This window comes from Janibacter sp. Y6, assembly GCF_040900765.1.
GTDB classification, from domain to species: Bacteria; Actinomycetota; Actinomycetes; order Actinomycetales; family Dermatophilaceae; genus Marihabitans; species Marihabitans melonis.
The window spans coordinates 404,537-424,326 of the sequence record NZ_JAKLYZ010000002.1; the positions used below are offsets into that span (position 1 = coordinate 404,537).

The 19,790-nt window shown below is 74.3% G+C and carries 16 protein-coding genes; 3 read left to right on the forward strand and 13 right to left on the reverse strand.

Features of this window, described 5'->3' with window-relative positions:
- Window positions 1-2 precede the first annotated feature (2 nt).
- From L6241_RS06865 to L6241_RS06925, 13 genes are all read right to left on the reverse strand, one after another.
- Window positions 3-1,262 (reverse strand): hypothetical protein, encoded by a 1,260-nt coding sequence (locus L6241_RS06865; RefSeq protein ID WP_368245494.1) that lies wholly within the window; start codon window positions 1,260-1,262, stop codon window positions 3-5.
- 7 nt (window positions 1,263-1,269) lie between these two features.
- The gene (locus tag L6241_RS06870; protein ID WP_123093635.1) at window positions 1,270-1,962 is read right to left on the reverse strand and encodes a hypothetical protein; all 693 of its coding nucleotides are present in this window, start codon (window positions 1,960-1,962) and stop codon (window positions 1,270-1,272) included.
- Between the two features lie 26 nt (window positions 1,963-1,988).
- Complete coding sequence (locus L6241_RS06875) at window positions 1,989-2,537, reverse strand: hypothetical protein (protein WP_368245495.1); 549 nt, start codon at window positions 2,535-2,537, stop codon at window positions 1,989-1,991.
- 1 nt (window position 2,538) lies between these two features.
- Window positions 2,539-4,224, reverse strand: a complete 1,686-nt coding sequence (locus L6241_RS06880; protein WP_368245496.1) for a protein kinase — start codon at window positions 4,222-4,224, stop codon at window positions 2,539-2,541.
- Between the two features lie 7 nt (window positions 4,225-4,231).
- Window positions 4,232-6,367, reverse strand: coding sequence for an FHA domain-containing protein (locus tag L6241_RS06885; protein WP_368245497.1), 2,136 nt, complete (start codon window positions 6,365-6,367; stop codon window positions 4,232-4,234).
- A 1-nt stretch (window position 6,368) separates the two neighbouring features.
- Complete coding sequence (locus L6241_RS06890; RefSeq protein WP_224767067.1) at window positions 6,369-7,199, reverse strand: PP2C family serine/threonine-protein phosphatase; 831 nt, start codon at window positions 7,197-7,199, stop codon at window positions 6,369-6,371.
- Entirely contained in the window at window positions 7,196-7,669 is a 474-nt protein-coding gene (locus tag L6241_RS06895) for a hypothetical protein (protein WP_068270822.1), read from the reverse strand. Before L6241_RS06895 ends, L6241_RS06890 begins: the two co-directional genes overlap by 4 nt.
- Window positions 7,670-7,751: 82 nt before the next feature.
- Window positions 7,752-8,225: a hypothetical protein gene (locus L6241_RS06900; RefSeq protein WP_123093606.1), complete on the reverse strand. Its 474-nt coding sequence runs from the start codon at window positions 8,223-8,225 to the stop codon at window positions 7,752-7,754.
- Window positions 8,226-8,318: 93 nt separating this feature from the next.
- Window positions 8,319-9,608: a hypothetical protein gene (locus tag L6241_RS06905; protein WP_368245498.1), complete on the reverse strand. Its 1,290-nt coding sequence runs from the start codon at window positions 9,606-9,608 to the stop codon at window positions 8,319-8,321.
- A 123-nt stretch (window positions 9,609-9,731) separates the two neighbouring features.
- Window positions 9,732-11,201: a CCA tRNA nucleotidyltransferase gene (locus L6241_RS06910; protein ID WP_368245499.1), complete on the reverse strand. Its 1,470-nt coding sequence runs from the start codon at window positions 11,199-11,201 to the stop codon at window positions 9,732-9,734.
- A 73-nt stretch (window positions 11,202-11,274) separates the two neighbouring features.
- Window positions 11,275-12,855, reverse strand: coding sequence for a serine/threonine-protein kinase (locus tag L6241_RS06915; protein ID WP_368245500.1), 1,581 nt, complete (start codon window positions 12,853-12,855; stop codon window positions 11,275-11,277).
- Between the two features lie 100 nt (window positions 12,856-12,955).
- A complete protein-coding gene (locus L6241_RS06920; RefSeq protein WP_368245501.1) occupies window positions 12,956-13,963 on the reverse strand; it encodes a CNNM domain-containing protein in 1,008 nt (335 codons plus the stop codon).
- Window positions 13,960-15,372, reverse strand: coding sequence for a hemolysin family protein (locus L6241_RS06925; protein ID WP_368245502.1), 1,413 nt, complete (start codon window positions 15,370-15,372; stop codon window positions 13,960-13,962). Before L6241_RS06925 ends, L6241_RS06920 begins: the two co-directional genes overlap by 4 nt.
- Before the next feature lie 246 nt (window positions 15,373-15,618).
- On the opposite strand from L6241_RS06925, the gene L6241_RS06930 reads away from it, so the two are divergent.
- Genes L6241_RS06930 through murJ form a run of 3 tightly spaced genes read left to right on the forward strand, consistent with a single transcriptional unit; the run spans window position 15,619 to window position 19,741 of the window.
- The gene (locus L6241_RS06930; protein WP_068270844.1) at window positions 15,619-16,101 is read left to right on the forward strand and encodes an NUDIX hydrolase; all 483 of its coding nucleotides are present in this window, start codon (window positions 15,619-15,621) and stop codon (window positions 16,099-16,101) included.
- Window positions 16,074-18,098: a DUF6049 family protein gene (locus tag L6241_RS06935; protein ID WP_368245503.1), complete on the forward strand. Its 2,025-nt coding sequence runs from the start codon at window positions 16,074-16,076 to the stop codon at window positions 18,096-18,098. Before L6241_RS06930 ends, L6241_RS06935 begins: the two co-directional genes overlap by 28 nt.
- Entirely contained in the window at window positions 18,095-19,741 is a 1,647-nt protein-coding gene (gene murJ, locus L6241_RS06940) for a murein biosynthesis integral membrane protein MurJ (RefSeq protein ID WP_368245504.1), read from the forward strand. The genes L6241_RS06935 and murJ overlap by 4 nt, the downstream gene beginning before the upstream one ends.
- The last annotated feature ends 49 nt before the right edge of the window (window positions 19,742-19,790 follow it).

The window sequence follows — 19,790 nt, forward strand, 5'->3', positions numbered from 1 at the left end:
GGTCACGAACTCCTGCTCTTGAGGGTGGTCAGCTGATCGGCCGTGGGCCAGGTGTCGATGCGCAGCTCGCGGTCGAGCGAGAGGTCGAGGACGCGCCCCGTGTCGAGGTCGTTGACGAGGACCTGCCCGCGGTTGAGCCGCAGGACGACCGGGGTGGAGCGGGCGAGGTTGCCCGGGAGCACGACCTCGGTGGCGGGGAGGGTCTCGTCGCTGCAGACCACCTGGTAGCGCACCCGGGTGCCCTGCGAGCGCACGCCGAGCAGGCACGGGCCGTTGACGACCGGGCGGGCGACGAAGTGGCTGCGGATCGACACCGCCTGGGTGCTCTCGCCGAAGTCGATGCCGCGACGGCTCGTGCCCGAGCCCTGGGTGCCGACGAGGACCGTCTTGAGGTCGGTCGTCACCGCGACGGAGTCGGCCTCGACCCCCGGCACCTGGAGCGCGGCGTAGAGCGGCGGGCCGTCACCGCCGCTCGGCGCTCCGTCGACGTGCTGCGGGTCGTCCTGCCCCTCGACCCACACCCGGCCGTTCGTCGGGTCGAGGACGACCCACCGGTCGCCGACGGCGGTGATGTCGACGCCGTTGCCGCCGAGCTCGAGGGTCTCCCGCTCCGGCTCGCCGAAGCCGTCGCCCTCGGCCGGGATGTCGAGCACCGTCCCGGTGGTCGCCGAGACGACCTTGACGTTGCCGTCGACGTCGACCGCGACGGCGGCGTCGCCCTGGTCGACGGTGGCGAGCGGGGGCGACGAGGTCGTCATCGCGGAGAGGTCACCGACGCCGTCGGCGTCGAGGCGCTGCGCCCAGACCCGACCGGTGCCGGGCTCGACCATCGCGATCGTCCGGCCGCGCAGGTCGACGAGCGGCGGGCGGTAGAGGCGGTCGCCGCTGCTGTAGGTGGCCTTCGGGAGCTGGCCGCGGCTCTCTCCTGCCTGGCCCGTCGCCGCGTCGAGGGGCACGAGCGCGCCGTCGGCGCTCACCCCGACGACGAGCCGGCCGTCCTGGAGCACGTCGGCGCGCCGGGTCGAGGACGTCTCCTGCGAGGCGCCGCCCGGCACGACGGTGCCGAGCTGGTTCGCGCCTCGGTCGACCCGCCCCCACATGCCGCTCTCGCCCGAGGTGACCCACACGCCGCCGTCGCCGAGCGCGATCTCGTGCACGGGCTCGCCGGTGCTGCGCGCGGCGAAGACGGCGCTCACCCCCACGGCGAGGGTGAAGAGGGTCCCCGAGACGACGGCGAGCCCACGACGGCGCGTGCGCGGCATGGTCAGGTCACTCGGTCGGGTGGTCGAGCAGCGCGAGGTCCTGGACGGTCACCAGACGCGTCGACAGCGCGTGCTCGACGAGCCGCGTCTTGCGGTTGCTCGCGAGCTTGCCCGGTCCGCCGTGCAGCCCTCGCGTGCCGGCGTCGGCGAGCTTCGAGCAGACGTTGTCGAGCTTGCGGTTGAACTTCGTCACGGTCCACCCGAGGCGTCGGGCGGCGTCGGCCGAGCTGGGGATCGAGCCGGTGCCCGCGGTGTCCCGGCGCAGGAAGTCCTCGCACAGCGCGATGACGAGGAGCTTCTGGTCCGGGGTGAAGGACACCCGCCCGACCGTCGTCTCGCCGGTCGCGTCGGGCTCGAGGGCCTCGTTGTCCACCATCTGGAAGGACGGGGTGTCGGCGACGACGTCGAAGTCGTAGGTCGTGGGGCCCGCGGTGAACCACACCGTGACGCGCTCGAAGGCGAGCGGGATCCGCGCGCCGGGGCTCAGCCAGGCCTGGAGCAGGCCCTTCTTGTCGGCCACCGTCGCCGTGAGCGTCGAGCCGACGTTGGTGAGCCACCAGAAGCCGCCCTCGTGGGTGATCTGGAGGAAGGAGCGGTGCAAGAAGGGGTTGTCGTCGATCTCGACGTCGCCCTCGCGCCCGATGGTCAACGGCCGCGTCGGGTCGGCCGGGTAGATCTCGCCGCAGAAGTCGACGCTCACGCCGCCTGCCGGCTGCCCCTGCTCGCTCACCTCTGCACCTCGCACTTCGTCGACGACCACGCGGACTCGGCGGCTCCCCGCACGACGCGTGCCTGAGCGCACAGCCGCACACCGGACGTGATGCTCACCCGGTACTGGGACACCCCTGGCGCGAGGGTAACGCCTCGGGAGAAGTCGAACTCCGTCGCGTCGGGGTCGCCCTGCGGCCTGCCGCTCATGACGACCACCCGGTACCGGTCGTCCTCTGCCGCACCGTCGTACGCGATCTCGACGGTCATCACGTGCCCCGACGAGGCGGGGGTGAGGGTCACCGTCGGAGCACCGGTGATCGCGTCGACGTCCGTCGCGGCCGAGGTGTACGTCGCCGCGGGCTCGGGCTCGTCGCGCCCGGAGAGGTAGACGAGGAGCACGACCAGGCTGACGAGGACGAGCCCGAGCACGCCGAGCACGAAGGGGAGCAGACCGACGGTGAGCCCGCGGCGCGGGGCCTCGGGCTCGTCAGACGGGGCGGGGGCCGGCGGGTCGTCCCGACGGACGCGGCCACGGCTCGGCGGCGCGGGGGGCGGGGTGGTCACGTCACTTCACGTCCACGCACTCGGGCGCGCTCCACTGCGTCGTCTGCTCGCCACGGGCGACGCGCGCGATCGCGCAGACCCGGGTGCCCGGTGACGCGTTCGTCGGGAAGGTCGCCTTGCCTACCTCGGTGCTCGGGGCGCTCACCTCGACGGAGGACTCGAACTCCGAGGGCTCGGGGTCCTGCGACTCGGTCTGCACGGCCTTGACCTGGAAGGTGTCGCCCTCCTGGGCGCCGTCCATCGTCATGTCGATGGTCACCTTGTCGCCCTCGCCGTTGGCGATCGACGCGATGACGGGCGTGCCCGCGAGCTCGCCCCCGGCCTCGGTGGTCGTCCCGGGCCCGGGCTCGTCGCCGCCACGCGTCGAGAGGTAGATGCCGCCCCCGACGAGGAGCAGCAGGGCGAGGGCACCGGCGGCGATCGCCGGCACGAGGAGACGACGGTCGGGCCCGCCGCTGCCGTGCCGACCGGACGTCTGCCCCGGTCCGGACCCACCGGTCGTCGCAGGGCGCGGTCCGGAGGTGACCGGCGCGAAGGGGGACGGACCGGACGCGTGGTCCGAACGGGCACCGCTCGGACCCGACTGGTACCCGGGCTGGGGCCCGGTGACGGTGCTCGAGGCGGGGCCCTGGGCACCCGTGGTGAAGGAGACGGCCGGGCTGCCGGGGATCCCCCGGCCGCCGCTCAGCTCGCCGCCGATGACGGGCTGGCCGAGGGGCGGGGGCGGCAGGGTGCGCCCGGAGCCCGGAGCGGGGGTGGCGTGCCGCAGCCGGGTCGGGTCGGGTGCCTGGGCGGCAGGTCGGCTCGCCGTGTGGCCCTCCTCGTCGAGGACGACGATCGCGGTGCGCGAGAAGCGCTCCTGCTGCTCGATGTGCTGCAGCGATCGGGCGAGCTCGAGGGCCGTCGCGGGCCGCGCGAGGGGGTTCTTGCTCATCGCCTGGGCGAGGAGCCGCTCGAGCGAGGCCGGGACGTCGGCCCGCTCGGTCTCGGGCGGCGGGTTGGACCGGATGCGGGGCATGAGGGCGTACGCGGAGTTGTCGCCGCCCGGCACCTCGAAGGGGGAACGCCCGACGAGCAGCTGCCACAGGGTGGCCGCGAGCGCGTAGACGTCGGCGCGCGCGTCGCCGTTGCTCTGCCCGTAGAGCACCTCGGGGGGTGCCCACGGCACGGAGACGCCGATGTCGTCGTCGAGGTCCTCGAGAGCCCCGCCGATGCCGGCGATGCCGAAGTCGGTCAGGCCCGGCGAGCCGTACTGGCTGACGAGGACGTTCGCCGGCTTGATGTCGCGGTGGATGACGCCGGCGCGGTGGGCGGTCTCGACGGCCGAGGCGAGCTGGATGCCGGTGCGCAGCACCTCCTCGACGGAGAAGCGCTCTCGACGGGCCCGCTGCGCGAGGTTCGGCGGCGGGTAGTACTTCATGACGAGGAAGGGCCGGCCGTCCTCGCTCGTGCCGGCCCGGAAGACCTGGACGATGTAGGGGTGGTCGGCGAGCTGGGCCATCGTGTTGGCCTCGTCGATGAACTGCTGCTTGATGCCGACCGTGAGGCCCTCGCTCTTGAGCACCTTGACCGCGACCTTCATCCGCGGCATCTGCTGCTCGTACAGGTACACGTCGGCATAGCCGCCGGAGCCCAGCGGCTGGATGTAGTCCAGCCCGTCGAGGACGGGGGGGACGGCCTGACTCACCGACGCATCACCCGGTCACCTCGAAGACCGCGCTCACCTGGTCGGCGAGGGTGATCGTCGTGCCGGGCTCGATGCTCTGCTGGTCGCCGGGGCGCAGCCGCACGGGGTGGTCCTGCGGCAGCGTGATGGTCGTGCCGTTCGTCGAGCCGAGGTCGCGCACGAGCACGTGCCAGCCGTCGAGGATGACCTCGACGTGGTTGCGCGAGATCTCGTTGTCCGGGCTCGGCACCCGCACGAGGTGCGGTGCCTGCGCGGCGGGCAGCTCGGGCGCCGACTTCGGCGCGCGGCCGATGAGCACCCCGCGGTCGAGGGTGACGACGTCGCCGGTCGACAGCCGCAGCAGGCCCAGGGCCGGACGGGGCGTCGGCTCGGGCTGCTGCGAGGGCAGCGCCGCACCGCACACGCGGCAGCTCACGGCGTGGGGGGCGCTCGCGTGGCCGCTCGGGCAGCGCACGGCGAGGACCATCGGGCCGGTCGACTCGGGCACGGCGTAGGGGTCGTGCTCCTGGGCCGGCTCGAGCGGACGCGGCCCGGACTCGGTGGGGGTGCCGAAGCTCGGCATGGCACTGGGCAGACCGATGCCGAAGGGAGCGACCGGGGGCGGCGGGACCGCTCCCGGGGCCACCGGCTCGGGTGCCTGGGCCGCGGGGGCCTCGTGCTCGGCGGGCGCCGACGGCTCGGGCGCGGTCGGCTCCTGCCCGGCCGGCTCCGGCGCGGCGGGCTCGGGTGCGGTGGGCTGGGGTGCGGCGGACGCGGCACCTGCTCCCCACGGGACCGCGGAGATCAGGCCGTCCTCGCCGGCAGGAGGCGGCGGGGGCGGCGTGCCCTCGGGTGTGGCCGGCGGCGGGTCGAAGGGGCCACCGACCGGCGCGGGAGGTGCCGGCGGCGACGGCTCGGCGGGCGTCTCGACGACCGGCTCGGGCTCGTCGTGCTCCTCCTCCGGGGGCGCGAGCGTCGCGTGGGCGGCGTCCTCGGGGGCCTGGTAGCCACCGGCCGCGGCGACCGGACCGGAGTCGATCTGGTCCTCCTCCTCGGCCTGGGCGACGAGCGAGCTGCGGTGGTGGCTCGTCGCGCCGAAGAGGAAGTCGAAGGAGGGCAGCTCGTCCTCCTCCTCGTCGGTCGGGGCGGACCCGGCGGCCAGGGCCGCGTCCTGCTGCTGGTCCCCGGTCTGCGGGCGCGGCTCGTGCGCGGGCTCGGTGACGACCGGCTGCTCGGAGACGGGCTCGGGCTCCGGCTCGGGGACGACGGTGAGGGTGGGTCGGGCGACGTCGCCGTCCTGCGGGGGCACCGGTGACGGCGGGGCGGGCGGAGGCGGGCTCGCGGCGCCGAAGACCGACGGCATGGCCCAGCCGGACGGCGGGGGCGGGGGTACGGCGGCCGACTCGGTCTCCGGGGCGGCGGCCGGGACGTCGGCCGACGGACCGGAGGGCTCCTCGGTCGAGGGGTCAGCGGGCTCCTCGACGGGACCGTCGGGAGCCGGCCGGTCCTGCTGGTCCTGCTCGACCTGCTCGACGGGCTCGTCACCGGCGACGGGCTCGACGGGCTGGTCATCGGCGACGGGCTGCTCCTGCGCGAGCTGGTCGGCGACCGGCTCGTCCGGGGCCTGCACGAGCACGCTGTCGTCGTCTGCGCCGTCGTCGGTCGCGCCGGGCACGGGGGCGAGCTGGTCGGCGACCGGGGACCCCTCGGGCCCGTCCTGCTCGACGGCAGCCGGCTCCGCGGGAGCAGGGCTCTCCTCGACCGCCGGCGCGTCAGCACCCGACGCCTCGAGCGCCGGGGCGGCCTCGACGCCGACGACGGCGAGCGTGACCTCGCCGACCCCGTCGGGGGCGTCCTCGTCGCGCCACGGCATGCGGGGGCCGGCGACGACCGACCGGTCGTCGCCGAGCCGCACCTCGCCGGCACCCCGGGCGACGAGACGCCCGTCGGGGGTGGCGAGGGCGAAGTCGGGGGTGGAGCGGAAGCCGTCAGCGGTGAGCGTGTCGACGACGACGTCGACGACGTCCTCGCCGCGGCGCTCGTCGAGAGCGGCCGCGACCCGTGCGGTGATCTCGTCGGCCCCGTGCAGGAGCAGGCTCACCTCAGGGCGACGCAGGACGCTCCAGCCCGGCACGTCGTCCAGGGCCGCGATCCGCAGCTCCATGTCAGCTCCCTTCGTGGCTCGACCGGGGCGCCGTGTCGACGTGCGCCCGGGGCGAGGTGACTGTCTGGGACGAGTCTGCCCCGGCTTCGCCCAGATCGACGACAACGACGGTGACGTTGTCCCGGCCGCCCGCCTCGACCGCCGCGCGCACGAGCGCCTCGGCCGCCCGCTGCGGGTCGGCGTGGCGCACGAGGAGGTCGCGGACCTGGTCGTCGGTGAGCTCGCCGGTGAGCCCGTCGGAGCACACGAGGAAGCGCTCGCCGGCGTGCGGCGGCACGACGCGGACGTCGGGCGTGGCCGCGTAGGTCGTGCCGAGCGAGCGGGTCACGACGTTGCGCTTGGGGTGGGTGCGGGCCTCCTCGGCGGTGATGACACCGGCGTCGACAAGCTCTCGGACCTCGGAGTGGTCGACGGTCATCGCCATGAGCGCGCCGTCGATGAGCCGGTAGACACGGGAGTCGCCGACGTTGAAGACCGCCCAGTGGTCGGTTCCCCCGGTGACGACGAGAGCGATGCCGCTGACCGTCGTGCCCATGCCCTGCTTGTCGGGGTCGGCCGCCATCTCGTCGAGGATGCGGCGGTTGGCCAGCCCGATCTGCTCGCCCACCGCCTCCGCCGTGAGGTCGTGCCGACCGACGAGCTCGCGCATCGTGTCGACCGCGATGCCGCTGGCCACCTCGCCCGCCGCGTGCCCGCCCATGCCGTCGGCGACGAGGAAGAGCCCGCCCTCGGCCAGCCCGGAGTCCTCGTTGTGCGTGCGCACCCGCCCGACGTCGGTCGCCGCCCCGGCGGTGAGGACGAGGCGGCTCCCGGGCAGGTCGGAGGGGCTCACGCCGTGACCCGCACGGACTGCAGGATGCCCTGGACCTCTCCGTAGGAGCGCTCCATGTCGTCGCCGCCGACCGAGCCCGTGGCCTGGACGATGTCGACGATGCGCCCCCGCCGAGACCCGGCGAAGAGGTGGATCTGCACGACGGTGCCGATCTCGTCGTCGGTCCACGAGACGTTGACCCCGAGGAAGGGCACGCCCCCCAGCTCGAGCTCGAAGGGCTCGTCGACCCTCCCTTCGCCACGCTCGGCGACGAAGGCCCGCAGCTCGGCCAGGGCCGCGCGGATCGTGAAGTCGGCGGTGCGCTGGAAGCCGCGGACGACGACGTTCGGCGCGAAGCCGTGGTCGCTGTCGATCTTGCGGCACGCCATGAGAGTGCCGCCGACGCGCACCGGCGCCCACGTCTGCGGCACGTCGAGGGTCACCCCCGGCGGCCCCGGGAAGGTGTCGCTCGGGTAGCTCAGCTGCGGCATCTCGTCTCTCCCCTGGTCCTCGTGATGTCGGGGGCCATCATGACCGACGCGCGGCCGGTCTGGGCCCTCGGGGTGATGGGTGTCAGGGGTTGACCCGGATCGAGTCGACGAGGGCGTCGAGGACGGGGTAGTCGCTCTCCTTGCGCGAGGCCGCGAAGGACGCGGTCGCCTGAAGCACGTCGACGACGTCGTTCTGCTGCTGCGCGGTGAACCAGTGCAGCTGCGCGATGGTGCCCGCCTGCTCGTCGACGAAGGCGACGTCGATGCCGATCCACTCGCGGCCGTTGATGGTCTGGCTCTTCACCGGGCCGACCTCGCCGTCGCGCTGACGCCCGGCGTACTCGCGCATCTCGCGCTCGATGTCGTCGGGGCCGAAGGTGCCGACCCGCTGGAAGAAGCGCACGACGGCGTTGGGCGCGAAGTGGTCGGTCACCCCGGCCTCGCGGACCGCGACGAGGGTCTCGGGGGTCCACACCTGCTCCCAGCCCTCGGGGATCTCCAGGGCGATCCGCGGGGGACCGGGGACGACGTCGCTGGGGTAGGTCACGGTGGGCATCGGAGGTGCTCCTTCACGTCGCTGCTGCGGTGGTCTGGTGCCCACCCTGGCAGGTGCCGGGGCAGGTGGTGCTCGGGGCCGGTCGCGACCGGGTCAGTCGAAGGGGTTGAGCGAGCCGATGATCTCCTTCGGGGAGATCGAGACGTCGAAGTCGAGCGAGGCGCCCAGACCCAGGGTCAGCCCGACCTCGCCGCTGAAGCCGATGCGGTCCCAGGAGGCCTCGGCGTCGACGTTGGCCTCGGCGCCGATGCCGTACGAGACGGACCCGCCGACTCCGACCGAGCCGTAGTCGCCGATGTCCTGGCTGATGCCGGCCTCGGCCTTGCCGCCGACGAAGGCGTCGGCGCCGGCGCTGATCGACGCGCCGCCCGGGCCGATCTGGGCCTGGGCCTCGGCGTTGGCCTCGCCGCCGAGGTAGGCGGAGACCTCGCCGGCGGTGCCGCTGTCGGTCGCGAAGTGGGCCTCGCCCTTGCCGAGGTAGGCACCGGCGTGGGCGTTGGCCTCGGCGTACGCGCCCCGGGTGGCGTCGATGCCGGCCGCGGCGTCCGCGCCCGCCTCGGCGGACAGCAGCTCGCCGCTCGCGCCGAGGCTCTCGTCGCCCGCCTCGCCGCGCAGGACGGCAGCGCTCACCTCGGTCTCGGCCTTCGACTCGACGAAGGGCTCGCTCTGCACCTGGTCGAGGACGTCCTTGGCGCGCGAGCCGACGTTCTCGTCGAAGTCGCGCTCGGTGCTCCAGGACTCGCCGTACTCCCGACGCCCGCCGCCCTCGCCGCGGGTCGACTCGCGCTCGCTCTCCCAGCCGTTGCCCCGGTCGGTCGTCTCGGTCTCGGTGAAGGACGTGTGCCCGCGGCCGTCCGTCTCGTTGGTCCACCGACCCTCGGCGTCCTCGACCCAGCGCTTGCCGGTGAGGGGGTCGTAGTGGTGGAGGTTGCCGTCCTCGTCCGTGTTCGTGCGGATGAAGGGCGAGTCCTGGTCCCGGTCGAAGGGGGACCACGTACCCTTCATGTCGCCGGGCTGGGAGCCGTCGCCCCCGCCCCCGGGTCCCTGGCCGCCGGGCCCCCCGCCCGGGCCGCCACCCGGGCCGCCGGCGCCGGGGCCGCTGCCGCCGCCCAGGCTGCTCGTGTCGTCCTGGTCGGTGGCCTGCTGGACCATGAGGTCCGCGGCCGCGCCGATCTGGGTGGCCGCGTCCATGAGCTGCTTGACGACGGGCCCGTCCCAGCGCTCGGTGAAGCCGGAGAGGTCGGCGCCGGCCCAGCTGTCGCGCAGGACCTTCGCGCTGGTGCTCCCGCTCTGGCGCACGCCCTCGATCTTCTCGCGCTGGCTGCGCAGCTGTTCGGCGATCTCGCGGATGCGAGCGGTGTCCATGCCCTGCTGGACGCTCATCGTCTCTCCCTGCTCCGTCGGCTGTGGCGTCGGCCGACCCCAGGGGCCGGTGCTCGGAGTCGAACCTAGATGGCGCGCAGCCTCTGCGGAATGGGGAGGACTCCCCCCTTCGCCCCGGGTCGCTCAGCCCTCGTGCTCGGGCTGCTGGGCCCACCACTGCCGCAGCCGGTCGGCGGCGGCCTCCTTGCCGATCGGGCCGTCGTCGAGGCGCACGGAGAGCAGGTAGGAGTAGGCGCGGCCGAGGACCGGTCCCGGGCGGATGCCGAGCAGCTCGCCGATCTCGTGACCGTCGAGCTCTGGGCGGACCTTGCCGAGCTCCTCGGCCTCGAGGAGGCGCTCGATGCGGAGCTCGAGGTCGTCGTAGGCGTGCGAGAGGCGGCGGGCCTTGCGCTGGTTGCGCGTCGTGCAGTCGGCCCGGGTGAGCCGGTGCAGCCGGGTGAGGAGAGGGCCGGCGTCGGTGACGTAGCGGCGCACGGCCGAGTCGGTCCACTGCCCGTCGCCGTACCCGTGGAAGCGCAGGTGCAGCTCGACGAGCCGGGCGACCGCCTTCGTCGTGTCCTTGTCGAAGCGCAGCGCGCGCATCCGCTTCGCCGTGAGCTTGGCGCCGACGACGTCGTGGTGGTGGAAGGAGACGCCACCCCCGGTCTCGAAGCGCCGGGTCGGCGGCTTGCCGATGTCGTGGAGCAGCGCGGCCAGGCGCAGGACGAGGTCGGGCGCGGGCACGTCGCCGTCCGGGCCGGTCTCGAGGTCGATCGCCTGCTCGAGGACGGTGAGGGAGTGCTCGTAGACGTCCTTGTGGCGGTGGTGCTCGTCGATCTCGAGCTGCAGGGCGGGCAGCTCGGGCAACACCTGCTCGGCGAGCCCGGTGTCGACGAGCAGCCGCAGGCCGGTGACGGGGTCCGGGGCGAGGAGGAGCTTGACGAGCTCGTCGCGCACCCGCTCGGCCGAGACGATCTGCAGGGTCGTCGCGGCCTGCTCCATCGCCGTGACGACCTCGGGGACCGGCACGAGACCGAGCTGGGCGACGAAGCGGGCCGCGCGCATCATCCGCAGCGGGTCGTCGGCGAAGGAGACCTCGGGGGCCGAGGGTGTGCGCAGCCGGTAGGCGGCGAGGTCGACGAGACCGCCGTGGGGGTCGACGAGCTCGAGGTCGGGCAGGCGCAGGGCCATCGCGTTGACGGTGAAGTCGCGCCGCACGAGGTCCCCCTCGAGCGTGTCGCCGAAGGCGACGACGGGCTTGCGGGTCGTGCCGTCGTACTCGTCGGCGCGGTAGGTCGTCACCTCGACGACGTGCTCTCCTCGGCGGGCGCCGATGGTGCCGAAGTCACGCCCCATGTCCCAGTGCGCGTCGCCCCAGGCGGCGAGGATCTCCTCGGTGACCTCGGGGCCGGCGCTCGTCGTGAGGTCCAGGTCGAGGCTCTCGCGGCCGAGGAAGGCGTCGCGGACGGGACCGCCGACGAGGGCGAGGTCGTGCCCCTTCGCGCTGAACCGCTCGCCGAGCTCGCGCAGGAGGGGGAGCACGGGCGCGAGGTGGGCGACGGCGTCCTCGAGCACCTCGCGGGGGATCTGGGGCGGGGTCGACGGGGTGGGCACGGGGACCAAGGATAGGTGCGACGGCGCGAGCGGTGCGCCTGCGTGCCGCCGGGGGACCCGCGCGGCCGGCCGGTCAGCGACGGGTGAAGGTCGCGTCGAGCCCCGTCGCGGTCTCGGTGAAGGTGTCTCCCGAGCACGTGTACCGCACGTCGCCGGTGCCCGGCGGCAGGTCGCCGGGCCCCCCGGTGACGGTGAGCCCGTCGCGGACGAGCTCGAAGGACATGGTGCCGCCCGAGGTCGTCACGTCGTAGACGACCGTGCCGTCGAAGACCCAGCCGGCGCCGGCCCCCTTCGGCCGGGCGTCGTCGTAGGTCGTCGTGAGACGGCCGTCGGTGCCGAAGGTCATCGTCCGCTCGAGATCGGTGAGCGTGCCCAGCAGGGGGACGGTCTCCTCGTAGCTCGAGGTCTCCCACGTCCCGACGAGGCAGGGGTCGACCGCCGCGTCCGTCTGCCCCCCGGTGCTCGAGCTCTGCGTGCTCGACCCCTGCGTGCTCGACCCCTCCGTGCCCGAGGAGGTGGCCGAGGTCGTGCCGGCGGTGCTCTGCTCGTCCTCGGGCAGCAGGAGGACCGCGCCACCGACCGCTCCCCCGACGAGGAGCACGGCGGCGGCAGCGGCGGCCGCGACCCACGGCCAGCGGGGTCGAGGAGACGGCGAGGGCCCAGGGGTCGAGGCGTTGGGGGTGGACCGCGGGTCCTGCGGGGTCGAGACCGGCGGCAGGTCCGGGGTGTCGGCGAGCACGGAGCGCACACTCGTCGCGTCACCGGTGACCGTGTGCAGCCCGTCGTCGTCGTGGTCGAGGACCACGGTCTCCGTGCGGGGGAGGCGCAGCTGCGCCTCGACCCGCTGGAGGTCCAGCGCGAGGGCGAGCGCGGAGCCGGGGCGATGGGCGGGGTCCTTGGCCATGCCGTGCTGGAGGAGGCGTTCGAGCGCCTCGGGCACGTCCTCGCGCCCGGTACGGCGCGGCGGCTCCCGGGTGGTGCGCACGAGGAGCGCGTCGGCGGAGTTGTCGCCGCCCGGGTCCTCGAAGGGGGTGCGCCCGGTGAGCAGGTAGGACAGGGTCGCGCTCAGCGAGTAGACGTCGGCGGCGACGGAGCCGTTCGAGCGCCCGCGCAGCACCTCGGGCGGTGCCCACGCGACAGAGACGCCGACGTCGTCCTCGTCGTCGACCTCGGCGGTGCGCCCGGCGATGCCGAAGTCGGCGAGGACGGGGGTGCCGTAGGAGGTGAGCAGGACGTTGGCCGGCTTGATGTCGCGGTGGAGCACCCCGGCGCGGTGCGCGGTCTCCACGGCGGAGGCGAGCTGGACGCCGGCGCGCAGGGTCTCGGCGACGGACAGCGGCGAGCGACGGGCCCGGGCCGCCAGCGAGGTGCCCGGGTAGTAGGCCATGACGAGGTAGGGCCGGCCGTCGTCGGTGACGTCGGCGCGCAGCACCGTGACGATGTAGGGGTGCTCGGCGAGCTCGGCCATGGTGTTGGCCTCGGCGACGAGCTGCTCGCGCAGGTCACCGGCCGCGGTGCGCAGCACCTTGACCGCGACGAGCATGCGCGGCAGCTCCTGGCGGTAGAGGTGCACGTCGGCGAAGCCGCCGGCCCCCAGCCGGCGCACGTGCTCGAGCCCGGGGATCCGGGGAGCGGGCGGCGACGGGGTGCTCACGCGCCCGAGGCTAGCGGCGCGGACGTCCCGGACCCGGGCGCGGGGCCGAGGTCCGCTGCGGACGAAGGGGACGAGACGCCCCCTTCGCCCGGTGCCGCGGTCAGGCGGCGCGCTCGACGGGGAAGAGGCGCTGGACGATGTCGGTGAGGGTGACGACCCCGACCGGCACGCCGTCGCGCTCGACGACCGCGAGGTGCGAGCGCGTGTCGCGCATCGTCGTCAGCGCCTCGTGCGGAGCGGTGCCCGCGTCGAGGTGCAGGACGGGGCGCATGACCTCGCCTGCCGGTCGGTCGTCCGGCTCGAGCATGGTGTCGCGCACGTGGACGACGCCGACGACCCGGCCGCCGGAGCGCACGAGCACCCGCAGGTGGCCCGACGTCACGGTCGCGGCGCGCACGGCGGCGACGTCCTGCTCGGTCGTCACGGCCGTCGCCCGGGCGCCCTCGCGGACGAGGTCGCCGACGGTGAGCGTCTCGAGCTCGAGCGCCGAGGTCAGCTGGCGCGAGCGGTCCTCGTCGAGGGTGCCGGCGCCCGCGGAGTGCTCGACGAGCTGACGCAGGTCGGCCGCGCTCTGGCCGCTGTGGGGGCTGTCCTGGGGCTCGACGCCGACCCGGCGCAGGCACCAGTTGGCCGCCTCGTTGAGGGCGACGAGCAGCGGACGGGTGACGAACATGAAGCCGCGCATCGGCAGCGCGAGCGCGGTGGCCGCGGTCTCGGGGTGCGCGATCGCCCACGACTTCGGTGCCATCTCGCCGATGACGAGGTGGAGGAAGGTGACGACGAGCAGGGCGAGGACGAAGCCGAGGGTGCCGGCCAGCCAGGCCGGCAGGCCCCACGACTCGAAGACCGGCGTCAGCGCGTAGTCGAGCGCGGGCTTGGTCACCGCACCCAGGCCCAGGGCCGCGGCGGTGATGCCGAGCTGGCAGCCGGCGAGGAGCACGGTGAGCTCGTCGAAGCTGCGCAGCGCGGCGCGGGCGGACCGGCTCGAGCCGGCGTTGTCCTGCAGGCGGTGCCGCTTGACGGCGAGGAGCGCGAACTCCGCGGCGACGAAGAAGGCGCTGAGGACGATGAGCAGGACGGTGACGGCGACGACGACGAGCGGGCTCATCGGGGGTCCTCCTGCGTCGGGCTGGCGTGGTCATCGGTGTCGTGATCGGGATCGGGCTCGGGGGGTGGCCCCTCCTCGAGGCTCACCCGGACGACCGACGGCACGTGCCGCTCGACCTCGAGCACCTCGAGCCGGATGTGCTCCAGCCCCGGCTCGTCGTCCTCGAGGGCCGCGACGGGGTCCGGCGGGAGGGCGACGGCGACCGTCGTGCCCACCTCCGGCAGGGAGCCGTGGGCCTCGATGAGCAGACCGCCGACGGTCTCGGCCTCGCTCTGCGCGAGATCGCGCTCGACGAGCCGCTCGACCTCGTCGACGTGGAGGTCGCCGGGCACGGTCCAGCTGCCGGGCTCGCCCTCCTGCGTCGTCGGCGGCTCGGGGTCGTGCTCGTCCTCGATCTCGCCGACGATCTCCTCGGCGAGGTCCTCGGCCGTGACGACCCCGGCGAAGCCGCCGTACTCGTCGAGGACGCAGAGCAGCTGCGCGCGCTCCTGGGCCATCGTGCGCAGGGCGTCGGGCAGACGCATGAGCGTGGGCACCCGCACGGCGTCGCGCATGAGGTCGGCGGCGGTGCCGCCACCCCCGCGGCCCGCGCCGAGGACGTCCTGGAGGTGCACGACGCCGACGACCTCGTCGTGCTCGTCGAGCACCGGGTAGCGCGAGTGACCGGCGGCCATGAGGCCCCAGAGGGTGTCGACCGCGTCGTCGGGACGCACGACGTCGACGCGGGACCGCGGGATCATCGCGTGCTCGACGTCGTCGTCGGGGAAGTCGAGGACCCGGTCGAGGAGCACCGACAGCTCGGCCGGCAGGTCCCCGCTCTCGCGGGAGTCGGCGACGATGTGCTCGAGGTCGCGCGGCGTCGCCGCGTGCTCGACGTCGTGGACCGGCTCCATGCCGGCGGCGCGGAGCAGGGCGTTGGACGCCTTATCGAAGAAGGTGATGAGCCAGCCGAAGAGGCGCAGGTAGAGCGTCGTCGACGTCGCGAGGCGCACCGCGAGCATCTCGGGGCGGGCGATCGCGAGGTTCTTCGGGAAGAGCTCGCCGAAGATCATCTGCACGAAGGTCGACAGCAGCAGGGCGAGCACGGTGCCGACCCCGACCCCGACCGCGGTGGGCACGCCGACCCCGCCGAGGGCCTCGCCGAGCGACTGCCCGATGAGGGGTTCGGCGACGTAGCCGACGAGCAGCGCGGTGACGGTGATGCCGAGCTGGGCGCCCGAGAGCATGAAGGACGTGCGCCGGGTGACCGCGAGGGCACGCTCGGCCGCGGCGTCACCGGCCTGGGCGCGGGCCTTGAGCCGGGAGCGGTCCACCGACATGTAGGCGAACTCCTGGGCGACGAACCAGCCGGTGGCGGCGGTGATCGCCAGCACGACGAGGACGCCGAGGAGGAGGGAGAGGGCCCACATCAGCGCATCACCGCCCGCTGGGAGGTCACGACACGGGCGGACCCGGGTCGAGCGCGGTGGTCAGGGGCACAGGAACGGGGACTGTCGGTCTCCATCGGGTGCGGCTGGTCTCCTCGTGAGCGGGGCGTCTCCCCGGGGGAGCCCCAGTATGTCGGCGAAGCCTGGACGTGGGCTGGACGGGAGCAGGGGATCTGACCCCGTCGTCGCCCCAGGGCCCTCCCAGGACCCTCTGGCTACAGTGACCACATGGCACACCCGGCCCACGCCCCTCGATCCCCGCGGCGCCTGCCCGCGGTCGAGGAGCGCAGCGCCGGCGGGGTCGTCGTCGACGTCCACGAGGGCCAGGCGAGGATCGCCGTCATCGCGCGGCGCAACCGCGCCGGCCGCCTCGAGTGGTGCCTGCCGAAGGGCCACATCGAGGGCGAGGAGACCCTCGTCGAGACCGCGGCCCGCGAGGTCGCCGAGGAGACCGGCATCGAGGCGCGGGTCCTCGTCGAGCTCGGGACGATCGACTACTGGTTCGCCACGAGCGACCGCCGGATCCACAAGTTCGTCCACCACTACCTGCTCGAGGCCATCGGCGGGTACCTGACGATCGACAACGACCCCGACCACGAGGCCGTCGACGTCGCCTGGCTGCTCCTGCGCGACGCGCACCGGCACCTCACCTTCCCCAACGAGCGGCGCATCGCGAGGGAGGCGTGGCAGCGGCTCGCGGGCGACGCCTGAGGTCGCTGCGGGGCGCGTGCGTCGCCGCAGCCCTCGTCGGCCTGCTCGCCCCTGCCCTGCCCGCCCGCGCCTCAGCGTCCGACGCCTCCAGCAGCCTCACCCTCACCTCGATCACCCCGGTCGTCGACGCGACGGGTGCGAGCAGCGGGTCGGCGACGATCCGCGGGCGGCTCACCAACGACGGGTCGACGACCCTGGAGAACCCCGCGGTCTCCGTCCTCCTCGGCGAGGCGGAGATGACCCGCGAGGGCATCGACGACTGGGCGAAGGGGGACGCCCGGGTCACCGGGTCGGCGCTCGACCGCGAGATCGCGACCAGCCGGCTCGTCCCGGGCCAGAGCACGACCTTCGAGCTGGAGGTCGACGGGGCGGACCTGCTGCCCGGCCGGTCCTGGGGTGCCGCGCCGATCAGCGTCCAGTCCGGGCAGGACCAGGTGCACACCTTCCTCGGGATCCACCGGGCCAAGGAGTACGAGCCGCTGAAGATGCTGTGGGGCGTGCCCGTGACGCTCCCCTCCTCCAACCAGCTGTGGGCGGCGCCGGGCGACTCGCGCACGCGGGCCTGGCAGGCCGCCGCCGGGCCGGGGTCCGACCTCGCCCAGATCGCCTCGAGCGCCCCGCGCCCCGGTGACCTGTGGCTCCTCGACCCCCTCCTGCTGCCCGACGCCGTGCCCGACGACGACACCGGCCTGTCCCGCGGCGAGCTCGAGGTCCGCGAGGACCTCGCGCGCGACCTCGCCGCCGAGCTCGACCCCGACCGCACGGCCGTGCTGCCCGAGGCCGACGCCGACGTCGCCGCCGCCGCGGAGTCCGATGCCGCCCGCACCCTCGTGCGACCCCGCGTCACCGGGGGTCAGGAGGCCGCCGAGGCGCTCGGGGCGCGCAGCGACATCGCCTGGCCCGCCGACGACCTGATCGCGGGCGACCGCTCGGCCGCGCTCGAGCGGGTCTACGGCAGCCAGCCCACGGTCCTCGTGCCCCGCACGGCGCTCACGGACACCGCCTTCACGCCCGACGCCTTCCAGACCAGCCGGGGCGGCACGCCGCTGCTCGTCAGCGACCCCGAGCTCTCGGCGGTCGTGGGCTCGCTGCGCGAGGACGACGACGCGGTCCTGGCCACCCAGCGCCTCGTCGCCGACTCCGCCTCGGTGCTCGGGGACCTGCCAGGCACCTCACGGACCCTGCTCGTCGTGCCCCCGCGCTCGGCCCGCCCCAACCCGCAGGCCTACCGGGCGATGCGCGAGGCCGTCGCCGACATCCCGTGGACGGCACGCGGGACGCTCGCGAGCCCCCGGGCGACGGCGCCGGAGTCGCCCGAGCAGGAGATCGACATCCCCGACACGCTCGAGGACCCGCCGGAGCCGGTCCTCACCGACGCCCGCGCGCGGCGGGTCGTGGCCGACATCGCCACCCGGCGCTCGGTCGCGACCGTGCGCGCCGACGGCCCGCAGTGGCAGCGTGCCGTCGCGGCGTCGCAGGCGCAGCTGACCTCGGCGCGCTGGCGCTCCTCGCAGTGGCACTTCCGCGTCCTCGCCTCGCGGCTGCACCGGGACGTCACCGCGACAGGACGCCAGCTCGAGGTCGCCTCGGGCGAGGTGAACTTCTTCGCCGACACCGGGCGGCTGCAGATCACGGTGCGCAACACGAGCGACGTCGAGCTGCACGACCTCCAGGTCCGGCTCGACCCGGGCTCGCCGATCCTGCGCATCGACGGTGACCCCGAGCCCATCACCGTCGGCCCGCAGTCGCGGCGCACGGTGACGGTCCAGGCGAGCGCCCTGGCGCCCGGTCGGGTCCCGATCGAGGTCGAGGTGACCGACCCGAAGGGGCGTGCGCTCGCCGAGCCCGCCGAGCTGCGCGTCCGGGTGAGCCCCACCGGGGGCTGGATCTACTGGGGTGTCGCTCTCGTGGCGCTCGCTTCCGTCGCCTTCGGCACCTGGCGTACCGTGCGTCGTCGGCCCACCCCCGCAGCACCCGCAGACCCCGAGGACTCATGACCGAGCGCGCCCAGACCCCCGCGGCAGCACCGTCCGTCGCGCGGTCCAGCGCTCTCATGGCCTCCGGGACCCTCGTCAGCCGGGTCCTGGGGCTGCTGCGCCAGACGATGACGATCGGCGTCGTCGGCGCCGTCGGTCTGGCCGCTGATGCGTGGAACGCCGCCAACACGCTGCCCAACAACTTCCACCTGCTGCTCGCCGGCGGCGTGCTCAACGCCGTCATCGTGCCGCAGATCGTCAAGGCCAGCCGCCGGGCGGACGGCGACGAGTACGTCAACCGGCTGCTCACCCTCGCGATGACGATCATGGGCGCGGCGACGGTGCTGCTCACCCTGGCCGCCCCGGCCCTGGTCTGGCTCGTCGTCAGCAAGGACTGGGGAGACGACGCCCGGGGCCTGGCCGTCGCCTTCGCCCTCATCTGCCTGCCGCAGATGTTCTTCTACGGCCTCTACACCCTGCTCGGCCAGGTGCTCACGGCCAACAACCGCTTCGGGGCCTTCATGTGGGCCCCCGCGCTCGCCAACGTCGTCGCCATCGCCGGTCTGGGCTGGTTCATGCTCTCCGGGCGTCAGGACGTCCAGGACGTCGGGCTGTGGGACAGCACGATGATCTGGGTCCTCGCGGGGTCGGCGACGCTGTCGATCGTCGTCCAGGCACTCGTGCTCATCCCCGCGCTGCGCCGGATCGGCTTCCGCTACCGCCCGGTGTGGGGCTTCCGCGGCTACGGCCTGGGCAGCGCCTCGAAGATGGCGACCTGGGCCTTCGGCGCCGTGGCCGTCGGTCAGGTCGCCTTCCTTTTCGTCACCACCCCGGTCCTCACCGGGGCGGCCTTCGACGCGGAGCGCGCCGGTGCCCCCGCCGCCGGGCTCACCTCGTACGGCTTCGCCTTCCTCATCTTCATGCTGCCGCACTCGATCATCACCGTCTCGCTCGTCACGGCGATCTTCACGCGGCTGAGCGGCAACGCGCAGGACGGCGACACCGAGGCCGTGGCTGCCGACCTGCGCCAGGGCATGCGGATGCCTGCCGTCGTCCTCTTCCCCGGGACCGCCGCGATGGTCCTGCTCGCCCCGTGGGCGCTGCAGGCCCTGCTCTTCTCCACCCCCGCCGCCGACGCCCGCGCCGCCACCGGCGTCCTCGTCGCGATGTGCCTCGGGCTCGTCCCCTACGGCTGGTTCTACCTCGTCCAGCGCGCCTGCTACGCCTACGAGGACGGGCGCACCCCCTTCGTCCTCCAGCTCGTCGTCACCGTCATCTCCGTCGCCTTCACCCTCGTCGGGGCGGCCAGCGGCTTCGAGCACACGGCGACCTGGGTCGGCGTCGGGCAGACGGTCGGCAACCTCGTCGGCGCGATCCTCGGCTTTGTCCTGCTGCGCCGCCGTCTGGGCTCTCTCGGGCTGGCCTCGGTCGTCCAGCAGAACGTGCGGCTGCTGCTCTCCACCCTCCTCGCGACCTTCGTCGCCGGTGCCCTCCTCCTCGGCATGACCCGCGTCCTCGACGAGGGCTGGCTCTCCGCGGTCCTCGTCACCGGCGTGTGCGGTGTCGTCCTGCTCGTCGTCGCCCTCCTCGTCGCGGCCCGGCTGCGCGTCACCGAGGTCACGGCGGTGCTCCAGCCGGTGACCCGCCGACTGCGGCGCGCGTAGCAGGAGGGCCCGGCCGGACCGCCTAGGATGGCGCGGCAACGACCTCGAC